Origin of the sequence: Caulobacter sp. UNC358MFTsu5.1 (assembly GCF_000712075.1) — a bacterium.
In the GTDB taxonomy this organism is placed as follows: domain Bacteria; phylum Pseudomonadota; class Alphaproteobacteria; order Caulobacterales; family Caulobacteraceae; genus Caulobacter.
In genome coordinates this window covers 861,139-873,904 of the sequence record NZ_JONW01000005.1, presented here as the reverse complement: position 1 = coordinate 873,904, position 12,766 = coordinate 861,139, and the positions used below count along the sequence as shown (strand labels likewise).

Here is a 12,766-nt window from a genome sequence, read left to right as displayed (position 1 = left end):
ACACACACTCACGGCAAGGCGGGGGAAGGTCTGGCGAGGCCGTGGGGTGAGTGTGTGTCCCCACCTTCGGCCCCGACCTGCGACCCTGTGGATAACTGCAACCTCTTGCCTCGGGCGGCTCGACCCCCGAAGGTGCGCGTCTCAACGAGACCCTGTCCGCCTTGACCGCCTTCCTGCGCCTCTTCCAGCCCGATCCCGGCCCCCGCCTCGAAGGCGACAAGGTGTTCCTGCGTCTGCCGCGCCTGCACGACTACAAGCCGTGGGCCGAGCTGCGCGCCCAGTCGGCGGCCTTCCTCAAGCCGTGGGAGCCGACCTGGCCCGAGGACGACCTGACCCGTCAGGCCTACCGCGCCCGGCTGGCCGCCTACGCCCGCGAGCTGGAGCTGGGCGAGGCCTTCCCGTTCTTCATGTTCCGCCGCGACGACGGGGCCCTGATCGGCGGGGTGCGGCTGTTCCATATCCGCCGCGGCGTCGCCCAGTGCGGGGTGATGGGCTACTGGATCGGCCAGCCCCACGCCCGCCAGGGCTACATGCAGGACGGCGTCCGGGCGGCGGTCGCCTTCGCGTTCGGCGAGCTGGGGCTGCACCGGCTGGAGGCCGCCTGCATGCCGGAAAACCAGCCTTCGGCCGCCGTTTTGCTGAAATCCGGCTTCTCCGAAGAGGGATATGCGCCCGCTTATCTGAAAATTAACGGCGAGTGGCGAGATCATCGTCTGTTCGGGATGGTCGCGCGGAGTTAGCGCGCTCGCCCGTGCGTTGCGCCCTTGGGGCGTGGGATCAGGGCATGTCGTTCAAGATCAGTCAGCGACGCGTATGGGACGCCACGGCCACCCTCGAGGCCCTGGGCGCCGCCGAAGTCGCGCTTTGGCTCTGGGAGCCCGAGGCCGACCGCCTGCGCGTCAACGGCGCGGCCAGGGCTTTGGGCCTGGGACCGCTGGCCCCCGACTGCTCCTCCGCCGCCTTCCGCGCCCTCACCCTGCCGCAGGACCGCGCCCAGGCCGAGGACATCCTCAAGGTCCGCCCGCCGGGCAGCGAGATCGTCGCCCGCCTGCGCGTGCGCAACGGCGAGATCTGCATCTGGCGCGGCACGTGGCTGGAAGACGGGGTGCGCGCCGCCGGCGTCATCGCCCCCGAGGTCAAGTTCGCCGCCACCGAGCGCGACAGCCTGACGGGCCTCCTGGACCGCAAGAGCTTCATCGCCCAGGCCCGCGAGCGGCTGGGCCGCACCGGCGTGCACGAGCTGGTCGTCGCCGACGTCGACCGCCTGCGCCGCCTGAACGAGGCCCTGGGCCACGAGCGCGCCGACCTGGTGCTGGCCGCCCTGGGCTCGCGCCTGGCCGCCGCCTTCCCGTCGGAAGCCCTGCTGGGCCGGATCGGCGAGGACGAGTTCGCGGTGCTGTGCGACCCGGCCGGCTTCGAGCCCGCCGAGCTGCTGCGCACCGCCCTGGAGCAGCCCCTGCGGGTGGCCGGCTTCGACATCCACCCGACCCTGTCGATCGGCGCCGTCTCGGCCGAGGGCGGCGAGGACGCCCCCGAGGCGGCCGAACTGCTGCGCCGCGCCGAGCTCGCCGTCGAGGCCGCCGCCTCGGCCGGCCGCGGCGGGGCCGCCGCCTACGGCCGCTCGATGGAGACCGACGGCCTGTCGCGCCTGGCCCTGGAGGCCGACCTGCGCGGCGCCATCGGCCGCGGCGAGATCACCCCCTTCTTCCAGCCCGTGGTGCGGCTGTCGACCGGCGCCCTGTCGGGCTTCGAGGCCCTGGCCCGCTGGATCCACCCGCGTCGCGGCATGCTGCCGCCGGACGAGTTCCTCCCGCTGGTGGAGGAGATGGGCCTGATGAGCGAGCTGGGCGAGCACATGATGCGCACCTCGGCCGCCCAGCTGGCCGCCTGGCGCGCCTCGCACCCGGCCGTCGGCGCCCTGACCGTCAGCGTCAACCTGTCGACCGGCGAGATCGATCGCCCGGGCCTGGTCCACGACGTGCGCCAGGTGCTCAAGGAGCACGACCTGCCGCGCGGCGCCCTGAAGCTGGAAGTCACCGAAAGCGACATCATGCGCGATCCCGAGCGGGCCGCGGTGATCCTCAAGACCCTGCGCGAGGCCGGCGCCGGCCTGGCGCTGGACGACTTCGGCACCGGCTTCTCGTCGCTGTCGTACCTGACCCGCCTGCCGTTCGACACGCTGAAGATCGACCGCTACTTCGTGCGGACCATGGGCAGCAACGCCGGCTCGGCCAAGATCGTCCGCTCGGTGGTGAAGCTCGGCCAGGACCTGGACCTGGAGGTCGTGGCCGAGGGCGTCGAGAACGCCGAGATGGCCCGCGCCCTGCAGTCGCTGGGCTGCGACTACGGCCAGGGCTTCGGCTACGCGCCCGCCCTGTCGCCGCAGGAGGCCGAGGTCTATCTGAACGAGGCCTATGTCGACGGCGCCGCGCCGGTGAAGGCGCGGGGGTAACGCCCTTTCCTCCGCTCATCCCGGCGAATGCCGGGACCCAGATGGAATGGCGGTGTGGCTGACGCCATGAGCCTTGAGCCCATCCAGTCAGCTTCCCAGCTTTAGGATCTGGGTCCCGGCATTCGCCGGGATGAGCGGATTTGGATATCGCTCAGGTCGTGGCTTCCCCGCCGACGCCCTTGGCGCTGGTCGCGGGGGGCTTCGAACCCAAGCCCAGGATGACGGGTTTGGGAGGCGGCGTCTGGCCCACCGACCCCGTCCGCTGCTCCCACGCCACCGCATAGCTGCGCAGCTGGCTTTCCCGCTGCCGGTAGGCGGTCAGCAGGTTCTCGGGCGAGGTCTGGGCCATGGCTTCGCGCGTGGCCAGCCAGCGGGCCTGGGAGCGGCCCAGGGCCGCCGGCGACACGCCGGCCGCCAGCACCGCCTCGTAGGCCAGGGTCATCCGCTGCTCGGCCTCGCGCAGGGTGGGGTCGATGCAGGTCATCTGGGCCGCCAGGGTGGGCGCGTCGCGGCAGGCCGAGGCGTCCTCGACCGGCACGACGTCGGCCAGGGGCGAGGCCACGACCGGCGCGCCGGCGGCGGTCGGGAGAGCGCCCCAGGTTTCCGGATGGGTCACGGGGCGCGCGTCGGTGGTCAGCACGATCTTCAGGCCGCGCGGGGCGTCGGCGACGGCGACCGTCCCGAACATGTCCGGTGAGGCCCCGGGCGACGCCGCCGGCGTGGCCTGGGCGGGCGGGACCTGGAACACCAGCGGCTGGGGCGTCGTCCCGGCCGGCTCGGCGCCCAGCAGCAGCCACAGGCCCCAGACGCCCATCGGCATGGCGATCATGCCCAGCAGGATGTTACCGGCGAACCGGCGGCGGGGCGGGGGCATCACGCCGTAGCGGCGCTGGCCCCAGGTGTCCGGCGGCGGGTTGCGTTCGTCCCGGGTCGCCCAGTTGTCGTTCGACGGCGATATGAGACGAAGGTAAGCCATGCCACTGTCCTGACCCACACGTCCCGCATGCGCGCGCGAGCCGGGTCCCCCAATGACGGCTTGAAAAGCAACAGCGTGACTATGGCGGAGTATACGCGCTCACGCCGGTCAGTATAATAAGGTGAATTACTGGTTTTTGGCCCGTCGTCGTCTTGACGAAGTACTCAAGCTCTACCCGCTTGCGACGACAGGTGATCAGCGGTGATTCCGATCTTGGCCAGGGCCATGGTCCATTTGTTGTCGTAGTCGTCGCCGAAGAGCAGCGCTTCGTCGGCGTCGCAGATCAGCCAGACATTGTCGCGCAGTTCCTGCTCCAGCTGGCCGGGGCCCCAGCCGGAATAACCCAAGGCCAGTATGGCGTGGCGCGGGCGGCGGACCTTGCTGCCCAGGGCGTCCAGGGCGTCGCGGGTGACGGTCAGGGCCAGGCCGTCGGCCACCGGCACGGTGGAGTCGGGCGAGACGTAGTCGTCGGTGTGCAGCACGAAGCCGCGCTCACGCTCGACCGGCCCGCCCAGCATCACCAGGTCTCCGCCGGTCTCGATCTCGGGGGCCACCCCTAGATTGTTGAGCAGCTCGAACAGGGTCAGGCCCTCGACCGGACGGTTGACCGCCAGCCCCATGGCCTGCTCGGCGTCGTGGGCGCAGACATAGAGCACGGCGCGTTCGAAGCGCGGGTCCTCGATGCCGGGCATGGCCACCAGCATCTGTCCGGCCAGGAAGCCGGCGCCGTTCCCCGATTTGTCCTTGCCTGGGTGAGCCTCGCGAGACGTGTCCATGACTAGAGGATCGGTTCGGAACGCGTCGGTTTCAAGTCCAACCTGCCCTTGGCGATCGGTCTCGGCGCCTTTATCTCCGTTGCGCGCTTTCAACGAACACCCAGACACTCAGGGACACCGCACATGACGATCAAGGTTGGCGACAAGCTTCCTTCGGCCACTTTCATGACCAGCACGGCCGAGGGCCCGGCCCCGGTCACGACCGACGACCTGTTCAAGGGCAAGACGGTGGCCCTGTTCGCGGTGCCCGGCGCCTTCACCCCGACCTGCTCGGCCAAGCACCTGCCGGGCTTCAAGGAGCACGCGGCGGAACTCAAAGCCAAGGGCGTTGATGTGATCGCCTGCGTGTCGGTCAACGACCTGTTCGTGATGAAGGCCTGGGGCGCCGACCAGGGCATCACCGACGAGGTGCTGCTGCTGGCCGACGGCAACGGCGAGTTCACCCGCGCCATCGGCCTGGACTTCGACGGCTCCAAGTTCGGCATGGGCCTGCGCTCGCAGCGCTACTCGCTGATCGCCAAGGACGGCGTGGTCCAGAGCCTGAACGTGGAAGAGGCCGGCGAATTCAAGGTCTCGTCGGCGGACTACCTGCTGGGCCAGCTGTAACCAGGCCGGGGACATGCGCTCGCGCGTGTCCCCAACCGAGGCACGGAGACAAGGGGCTGGGGACACGCACAAGTGCATGTCCCCGGTCCTTTTTCTTTGGGCAAGTCAGTGTGCGCCCAGCATCTCCGGCGTCACCCCTTCGAGGTCCGCCGATCCCCCGGTGACCGCCGCCGCCTGTCCGGGCACGGTCGCCAGCACGTTCTCGCCATAGACCCGCGCCAGGGCCAGGCGCAGGCCCTGCGGTTCCGCCAGGGCGCCCTTGGCCAGCATCCAGCCGCCGACCGTGTCGCCCAGCAGCTTCAGATAGGCCGTGGCGCCCGAGAGGGCGTCGGGCATGGCCTTGGCCCGGCGTTCGACCAGCCAGACGGTGGCCGAACCCACCGCGTCCAGGGCCGCCTTGAAGCGCAGGGCGAAACCGCCCAGCGCGCCGCCGGCCGCTTCCAGGGCCTCCTGGGTGTCGCGCATGTCGTCCATCAGGTCGGCGATCGCCTGGCCTTCCGACAGGCCCAGCTTGCGGCCGATCAGGTCGATGGCCTGGATGCCGTTGGCGCCCTCGTAGATCGGGGCGATGCGGGCGTCGCGATAGTGCTGGGCCGCACCGGTCTCCTCGATGAAGCCCATGCCGCCGTGCACCTGCACGCCCAGCGAGGCCACCTCGACGCCGACGTCGGTGGACCAGGCCTTGGCGATCGGGGTCAGCAGCTCCTCGCGCAGCTTGGCGGTCGCCCGCTCGGCCTCGTCGGCGGCGTGGGTCGAGAGGTCGGCGGCCACGGCGGTCGACAGGCAGATGCCGCGCGCCGCCTCGATCTTGGCCTTCATCAGGACCAGGGTCTTGCGGATGTCGGGGTGGTCGTAGAGGCGCGAGGGATAGGCCCCGGTCCAGGCCGAGCGGCCCTGGGCGCGCTCCAGCGAGAAGTCCAGGGCCTGCTGGTAGGCCCGCTCGGCGATGGCGGTGCCCTGGGCCCCGACCTGCAGGCGGGCGGCGTTCATCATCGTGAACATGTGGGCCAGGCCCGCGCCCAGCTGGCCGACCAGCTCGGCCTTGGCGCCCTCGTACAGCATCACGCAGGTGGGCGAGCCGTGGATGCCCAGCTTGTGCTCCAGGCCGCCGACCCGCAGGTCGTTGGCCGCGCCCAGGGCGCCGTCCTCGGCGACCATCACCTTGGGGGCCAGGAACAGCGAGATGCCCTTCACGCCCGGAGGGGCGTCGGGCGTGCGGGCCAGCACCAGGTGCAGGATGTTGTCTGCGGCGTCGTGGTCGCCCCAGGTGATGAAGATCTTCTGGCCCGACAGGGTGTAGCCGCCGTTCCCGTCCGGCGTGGCCATCGTGGTCAGGGCGGCCAGGTCCGAACCGGCCTGGGGCTCGGTCAGGTTCATGGTCCCCGTCCATTCGCCCGACACCAGGCGGGGCAGGTAGAGGGCCTTCTGGCGGTCGGAGCCGTGGTGGGCCAGGGCCTCGATGGCCCCCAGGCTCAGCATCGGGCACAGGCCGAACGCCATGTTGGCGGCCTGGACCATTTCCAGCACCGCCACCTCCAGGGTCTTGGGCAGGCCCTGGCCGCCGTGCTCGGGCGCGGCCGCCAGACCGGTCCAGCCGTCCTGGGCGAAGCGGCGGTAGGCGTCGGCGAAGCCGGGCGCCGAACGGACCACGCCGTTCTCCAGCTTGGCCCCGACCAGGTCGCCGGCTCGGTTCAGCGGCGCCAGCACCTCGCCGGCGAACACCCCGGCCGCCTCCAGCACGGCCTCCACCGTGTCGGCGTCGGCCTCGGGGAAGGCGGCGGCCAGGCGGTCGAAGCCGGCCACGTGCTTGAGGGCGAAGGCGAGGTCGCGGACGGGCGCGCGGTAGGTCATGGCAGGGGTCCGATCGGGCGGAGAGCTCAGGTGAACTTCGTTTAGATGCTGGGGCGCGCGGTGCAAAGCCGCGCCGATCACGGCTTCGTGAAGCGCCGTCTCTTCATCCTCGGGTCAAGCTTCCTAAGTTGGGGGTTCAGCAACTGCTGCAATTACAGTTTGGAGACTGTCCCCATGAACCGCCGCTACGCCTCAGCCCTTCTGGCCGGCGCCCTTCTGGCCGCGCCGCTCGCCGTTCTGCCGGCCGTCGCCTCCGCCCAGACCGCCGTCACCGACCCGGCCCAGGCCCCGGCCGGGACCTGGACGATCGACAAGCGCCACACCAGCGTGACCATGAAGGTCCGCCACTTCGGCGCCTCGAAATACACCTTCCGCTTCGCGCAGGGGTCGGTGGACGCCTCGTACGACTACAATCCGGCCAAGCCGCTGGACACCAAGATCTCGGTGACCATCGACGCCGCCGCCGTCGACACCGGCCTGCCGGACTTCAACAAGGAAATCGGCACGGATCCGAAGTTCTTCAACGCCGGCCAGTATCCGAAGATCACCTTCGTCTCGACCAAGGTCGAGCCGGGCAAGCTGACCGGCGACCTGACCTTCCGGGGCGTGACCAAGCCGGTGACCCTGGATGTGGTCTATGACGGCTACGCCAAGACCCCGTTCGGCTCGCAGATCATGGGCTTCTCGGCCACCGGCAAGATCAAGCGCTCGGACTTCGGCTTCACCCACCTGGTCCCGATGGTCGGCGACGACGTCGATCTGCTGATCGAAGTCGAGTTCAATCCGAAGAAGTAGGGCGTGGGGCCGGGCGCGAGCTTGGCCTTGGAAACGACATGGGTCCGGGCTTTGGTCCGGACCCGGACTTAGCTTGAGACGAGGACGACCATGACCGCCGAAGCGCCTATCGAGACCGCCTCGGCGGCGGGTCGTCCTCCGCGCTACACGACCGTGGCGGTGATCCTGCACTGGCTGATCGCCGCCGCCATCGTCTTCCAGATCATCCTGGGCTGGCGGATGGGCGACGAGCCCAAGGGGCCGGCCACCTACGCCATCTTCCAGCTGCACAAGTCGATCGGCATCACGATCCTGCTGCTCAGCCTGGCGCGCCTGGCCTGGCGGCTGTTCCACAAGCCGCCGCCGCATCCGGTGAACCAGCCGCGCTGGGAGACGATCGCCTCGCAGGTCGTCCATGTGGCGTTCTACGTGATCATGATCGGCCTGCCGGTGACCGGCTGGATCATGGTGTCGGCCAGCAAGCTGGACATCCCGACCCTGCTCTACGGGACCATCCCCTGGCCGCACATCCCGGGCCTGCCCGAGCTGGCCGCCGGTCCCAAGCACGCCTGGCACGAGGCCGGCGAGGTCGGTCACGGCCTGCTGGTCAAGCTGACCTACGGCCTGCTGGCCCTGCACCTGGGCGCGGTGGCCAAGCACCAGATCCTCGATCGCGACGAGGTGCTGGGCCACATGGCGCCGGGCGCCAAGCCGGGCTGGCTGGAGCCCCGCGCCTGGCTGGCCGCCGTCGGGCTGATCGCCGTGGTCGCGGCGGGCTACGCCTACAGGCCGGCGATCAAGCACGCCGCCCCGGCTCCGGTCGCCCCCGCCGAGGTCGCCGAAGCGCCGGCCGCCGCGCCGCCGTCGGCCGCCGCCGCGCCGGCCGCACCCGCGGCGACGCCGGAAGCGGCCGCCCCGGCCGCGCCCGACAACGCCCTGAAGGACCCGGTCGCCTGGTCCGTGGCCAAGGGCTCGACCCTGTCGTTCTCGGCCACCTGGGCCGGCGACGCCATCGACGGCCAGTTCAAGCGCTGGACCGCCGACATCCTGTTCTCGCCCGAGGCGCTGGACCGCTCGAAGCTGACGGTCAGCATCGACATGACCTCGGCCGCCACCGGCGACGACCAGCGCGACCAGAGCCTGCCCAGCGACGACTTCTTCGCCGCCGCCGCCCACCCGAAGGCCACTTTCACCGCGACCAAGTTCCGCAAGACCGGCGAAGACAAGTTCGTCGCCGACGGGACCCTGGACCTGCGCGGCGTCAAGAAGCCGCTCAGCCTGCCCTTCACCCTGAAGATCGACGGCGACACGGCCATTGCGCGCGGTGTAACCACCCTGGACCGGACGGCGTTCGGGGTTGGACAGGGCGAATGGGCTTCCACGGATCAGATCGGCGGCAAGGTGAAGGTCAGCTTCGCCATCACGGCCAAGCGGAAATAGAGGCCGCGGCGCGGGCCCTCCGCGACGGGGGGCTGGTGCTGCTGCCGACCGAGACCGTCTACGGCCTGGGCGCCGACGCCTCGAACCCCACGGCCGTGGCCGCCATCTTCGAGGCCAAGGGCCGGCCGCGCTTCAACCCGCTGATCGCCCATGTCCACGACGTGGAGACGGCGGCGGGCATCGCCGCCTTCGACGACCGCGCCCAGGCCCTGGCCGCCGCCTTCTGGCCCGGCCCCCTGACCATCGTCGCCCCGGTGCGCGACACGACCGCCGTCTGCGACCTGGCCCGGGCCGGGCTGGACACCGTGGCCATCCGCGTGCCCGGCCACCCGCTGTCGCGGGCGGTGCTGGCGGCGTTCGGCGGACCGGTGGTGGCGCCGTCGGCCAACCGCTCGGGCCGGCCCAGCCCGACCACCTTCGAGGACGCCTTCGCCGAGACCGGCGACAAGACCGCCGCCGCCCTGGACGGCGGGCCCTGCCAGGTGGGGCTGGAAAGCACGGTCGTGGCCGTGCTGGACGGTCCCGTCCGCCTGTTGCGCCCCGGCGCCGTGACCCGCGCCCAGCTGGAGGCGGTGGTCGGCCCGCTGGCCGAGGCCGATAACGACGCCAAGCGCTCGCCCGGCCGCCTAGCCCTGCACTACGCGCCGGACGCCCCCGTGCGGATCGACGCGACGGCGCCGGAGGCCGGCGAGGCGTATCTGGCGTTCGGGCCGTGGCCGGACGGCGAGGGGGTGTTCAACCTCAGCCCGTCGGGCGACCTGGCCGAGGCCGCCGCGAACCTGTTCGCCTTCCTCCGCGCCGCCGACCGCACGAAACCCGTCGGCATCGCCGTCGCGCCGATTCCGGACGAAGGCCTGGGCGAGGCGATCAACGACCGACTGAGACGGGCGGCCGGGTTCGTGGGATAAGGGCGGATGAAATTCCGCATCATGTACCTTGAAGACAAGTCCAAGGGCCTGAACGGTCCGGCGCGGATCGGGCGGGTCCGGCTCTCGAAGACCGGCGAGACGCTGTACTACGCGGGCCGCACGTTCCAGGCCCTGCGCAATTCGGGCCTGAAGGCCAATTTCAGCGACAGCGAAACCGGTCAGCCCTTCTGGATCGCCAAGGCCCGCAAGGGCGGTGACGACCGCCTCTACAAGGGCGCGGGCGATCCCCCGACGATCGACGACGACGTCCGCGAGGAATACTGGCGCGACGTTCGCGGCCTGCCGGACCCGGCGGCGGACTAGGCGTCCAGCGCCGAGCGGACGTCGGTCAGCGGGAAGTCGTCGCCCTTGTAGAGCAGCGGGGCGTCCAGCTGCTGGGCCAGGGCGTAGGCGAAGCAGTCGGCCAGGTTCAGGCGGGCGGGATGGCGACCCTTGCCGTAGGTGAGATAGGCGTCGAGCGCCGCGGCTTCGATCGCGGGCTCGTACGCGACCTGGACGCGATAGTCAGCGAGCCAGGCGTCGATCGCGTCGCGCGCGCTGAACAGTCCGTGCGTGGTCAGAACCACGCCCGTCTCGACGTAGTTCATGGGTGAGATCAGGATTTCGTCAGCGGCTTCCAGGGTTTGGACAAACGGACCTCGGTCCGGCTCGCGTAGTGCGATTGCGACCAGGGCTGAGGTATCGACAACCAGCCTCATTCGTCATCCACGCCGGGGATTGCGTTGAGCGCGTCATAATCAGCTTTCGTGATCGGCGGAATGAGCCCGGCGCGAGCTTCCGGCGTCAGGTATTTCCAGGTGATCGCGTCCATCTCGGCGACGCTGCGCGGTTTGTGTTTCGGCGCGGCCGCGCGCTTGGCCTCCAGCCGCTCCTTCACCGCGATCTCGACGGCGGTCGTCAGGCTTTCGCCAGTCAGTTCGGCCAGTTCGCGCACGGCGCGTTCGGCCTCGGGGTTCTTGATCAGGATGCCCATCGGCGTCTCCGGTATAGACTGGAGTATATACTGGCAGCGACGGCCTCGGAAGCGTATCCTCCGCGCCATGACCAAGCCCGTTCCCGCCGACGTCGTTTCCCGCCTCAAGGCCGTGCTCGGCGAAGGCGGGTGGAGCCAGGACCCCGACCGGCTGGCGCCGAAGCTGAACGAGTGGCGCGGCCGCTGGTCGGGCCAGACGCCGCTGCTGGCCCTGCCGCGCACGGTCGAACAGGTCTCGGCGGTGGTCGGCATCTGCGCCGCCGAGGGCGTGGCGATCACCCCGCAGGGCGGCAACACCGGCCTGGTCGCCGGCCAGATCCCGCAGGGCGAGGTCCTGCTGTCGACCGAGAAGCTGACCGCCGTGCGCGACGTCGACGCCTTCGACGACGTCATGGTGCTGGAGGCCGGCGTCACCCTGGCCAAGGCCCACGAGGTCGCCCTGTCGGTCAATCGCCGCTTCCCGCTGAGCCTGGCTTCGGAAGGGTCTTGCACCATCGGCGGCCTGGCCTCGACCAACGCCGGCGGCACGGCGGTGCTGCGCTACGGCGTGATGCGCGAGCAGATCCTGGGCGTCGAGGCCGTGCTGCCCAACGGCGAGGTCTGGAACGGTCTGAAACGCCTGCGCAAGGACAACACCGGCTACGACCTCAAGCACCTGCTGATCGGGGCCGAGGGCACGCTGGGGATCATCACCGCCGCCAGCCTGAAGCTCCATCCCCTGCTGGCCTCGCGCTGCGTGGCGATCGCCGCGGTGGCCACGCCGCACGACGCCATCGCCTTGCTGGCCAAGGCCAAGGACGAGACCGGCGGCGCCGTCGAGGCCTTCGAGCTGATGGGCCGCCTGGGCGTGGCCTTCGCGCTGAAGAACATCCCCGGCCTGCGCGAGCCGCTGGAGGCCGTGCACCCCTGGTACGTGCTGATCGAGACGGCCTCGGGCGAGCCCGGCGCGGCCGAGGCGGCCATGGAGCGGCTGCTGGCCGGGGCGCTGGAGACGGGCCTGATCCAGGACGCCGCGGTCGCCCAGACCGAGAGCCAAGCCCATGCCTTCTGGGCCGTGCGCGAGAATCAGTCCGGCGGCCAGAAGCCCGAGGGCGCGGCCTGGAAGCACGACGTCTCTGTGCCGGTGTCGAAGGTCGCCGACTTCATCGACCAGGCCACGATGGCGGTCGAAAGGCTGTCGCCGGGCGTCAGGGTCGTGGCCTTCGGCCATGTCGGCGACGGCAACGTGCACTACGACGTGCTGAGGGCCGACGGGGCGGCCGACGATCCGCACGACGCCCTGCGCGACGAGGGCGCGCGGGTGGTCCACGACATCGTCGCGGCGATGGACGGCTCGATCAGCGCCGAGCACGGCCTGGGGGCGATGAAGTCGGTCGAGGCCCTGCGCTACAAGAGCCCGGTCGAGGTCGAGGCCTTGCGGGCCGTGCGGGCGGCGCTCGATCCCAAACGGATCATGAACCCGCGGGTGCTGTTCTAACTCTTGATCCCGCTCATCCCGGCATCCGCCGGGATGAGCGGATTGGAAATACTTTCTACGCGGCGTCTTCGTCCCGCCGCTTCGCCGCCGCCGCCTGCTGAGCGCGGCGGACGCTCACGCAGACGAACATCGCGGCGATGGCGCCCAGCGGGGCCGTGGCCTTGAAGTAGCCGACCTGCTGGCCCGGACCCAGGATGTTGATGGCGGCCGGCACGAAGCCCCAGGCGCCGTCCGACGCCCGCATCCAGAACGCCCCGATCCCGACGAAGCACAGCACCGCCCAGGCGATGCGCCATTTCAGGGCCGGCGTGCGCAGCACGACGAACAGGCCCACGAACATGACCAGCGGGCAGAGGAGGGCGGCGGTGAGGCCGAGAAGCTGAGGCATCGGTGGTGTCCGTCGAAAGGGCGGGCAACATCGCGGCGAGCGCCGCCATTGTCCAGCCGCGCACTCCAGACCCGGTGCGTGACGGGCGCCGAAACCGGCCCCACTTTCGGCCGTCACGCACTAG

Annotated in this window: 14 protein-coding genes; 8 read left to right on the top strand and 6 right to left on the bottom strand. The window is 70.6% G+C overall.

What is annotated here, in order from left to right:
- Window positions 1-161: 161 nt before the first annotated feature.
- Both BR39_RS0105955 and BR39_RS0105950 read left to right on the top strand, forming a co-directional pair.
- On the top strand, window positions 162-740 hold the full coding sequence (locus BR39_RS0105955) for a GNAT family N-acetyltransferase (RefSeq protein ID WP_029908697.1): 579 nt from the start codon (window positions 162-164) through the stop codon (window positions 738-740).
- A gap of 44 nt (window positions 741-784) precedes the next feature.
- The gene (locus BR39_RS0105950; protein WP_029908695.1) at window positions 785-2,452 is read left to right on the top strand and encodes a bifunctional diguanylate cyclase/phosphodiesterase; all 1,668 of its coding nucleotides are present in this window, start codon (window positions 785-787) and stop codon (window positions 2,450-2,452) included.
- Window positions 2,453-2,603: 151 nt separating this feature from the next.
- Here BR39_RS0105950 and BR39_RS0105945 read toward each other — a convergent pair whose 3' ends face one another.
- Entirely contained in the window at window positions 2,604-3,428 is an 825-nt protein-coding gene (locus BR39_RS0105945; RefSeq protein WP_029908693.1) for a hypothetical protein, read from the bottom strand.
- Between the two features lie 164 nt (window positions 3,429-3,592).
- Window positions 3,593-4,204, bottom strand: a complete 612-nt coding sequence (locus BR39_RS0105940; protein WP_051695222.1) for a YqgE/AlgH family protein — start codon at window positions 4,202-4,204, stop codon at window positions 3,593-3,595.
- Window positions 4,205-4,327: 123 nt separating this feature from the next.
- Here BR39_RS0105940 and BR39_RS0105935 point away from each other — a divergent pair, with 123 nt between their 5' ends.
- Window positions 4,328-4,810, top strand: a complete 483-nt coding sequence (locus BR39_RS0105935) for a peroxiredoxin (protein WP_029908689.1) — start codon at window positions 4,328-4,330, stop codon at window positions 4,808-4,810.
- Window positions 4,811-4,915: 105 nt separating this feature from the next.
- On the opposite strand, the gene BR39_RS0105930 is transcribed toward BR39_RS0105935, so the two are convergent.
- The gene (locus BR39_RS0105930; protein WP_029908687.1) at window positions 4,916-6,661 is read right to left on the bottom strand and encodes an acyl-CoA dehydrogenase; all 1,746 of its coding nucleotides are present in this window, start codon (window positions 6,659-6,661) and stop codon (window positions 4,916-4,918) included.
- A 174-nt stretch (window positions 6,662-6,835) separates the two neighbouring features.
- Between BR39_RS0105930 and BR39_RS0105925 the strand changes: the two genes are divergently transcribed.
- From BR39_RS0105925 to BR39_RS0105910, 4 genes are all read left to right on the top strand, one after another.
- Window positions 6,836-7,456, top strand: a complete 621-nt coding sequence (locus BR39_RS0105925) for a YceI family protein (protein ID WP_029908685.1) — start codon at window positions 6,836-6,838, stop codon at window positions 7,454-7,456.
- Between the two features lie 90 nt (window positions 7,457-7,546).
- Window positions 7,547-8,875: a YceI family protein gene (locus tag BR39_RS0105920; RefSeq protein ID WP_051695221.1), complete on the top strand. Its 1,329-nt coding sequence runs from the start codon at window positions 7,547-7,549 to the stop codon at window positions 8,873-8,875.
- On the top strand, window positions 8,806-9,783 hold the full coding sequence (locus BR39_RS0105915; protein ID WP_029908681.1) for an L-threonylcarbamoyladenylate synthase: 978 nt from the start codon (window positions 8,806-8,808) through the stop codon (window positions 9,781-9,783). The genes BR39_RS0105920 and BR39_RS0105915 overlap by 70 nt, the downstream gene beginning before the upstream one ends.
- Window positions 9,784-9,789: 6 nt before the next feature.
- Entirely contained in the window at window positions 9,790-10,107 is a 318-nt protein-coding gene (locus BR39_RS0105910; protein WP_029908679.1) for a hypothetical protein, read from the top strand.
- Here the strand turns inward: BR39_RS0105910 and BR39_RS0105905 are convergent.
- On the bottom strand, window positions 10,104-10,502 hold the full coding sequence (locus tag BR39_RS0105905; RefSeq protein ID WP_029908678.1) for a type II toxin-antitoxin system VapC family toxin: 399 nt from the start codon (window positions 10,500-10,502) through the stop codon (window positions 10,104-10,106). The two genes, BR39_RS0105910 and BR39_RS0105905, sit on opposite strands and share 4 nt — an antisense overlap.
- Complete coding sequence (locus tag BR39_RS0105900) at window positions 10,499-10,777, bottom strand: type II toxin-antitoxin system VapB family antitoxin (protein ID WP_029908676.1); 279 nt, start codon at window positions 10,775-10,777, stop codon at window positions 10,499-10,501. Before BR39_RS0105900 ends, BR39_RS0105905 begins: the two co-directional genes overlap by 4 nt.
- A gap of 67 nt (window positions 10,778-10,844) precedes the next feature.
- Between BR39_RS0105900 and BR39_RS0105895 the strand changes: the two genes are divergently transcribed.
- Window positions 10,845-12,254, top strand: a complete 1,410-nt coding sequence (locus tag BR39_RS0105895; protein WP_029908674.1) for an FAD-binding oxidoreductase — start codon at window positions 10,845-10,847, stop codon at window positions 12,252-12,254.
- Between the two features lie 55 nt (window positions 12,255-12,309).
- On the opposite strand, the gene BR39_RS0105890 is transcribed toward BR39_RS0105895, so the two are convergent.
- Window positions 12,310-12,642 (bottom strand): hypothetical protein, encoded by a 333-nt coding sequence (locus BR39_RS0105890; RefSeq protein WP_029908673.1) that lies wholly within the window; start codon window positions 12,640-12,642, stop codon window positions 12,310-12,312.
- Between the last annotated feature and the right edge of the window lie 124 nt (window positions 12,643-12,766).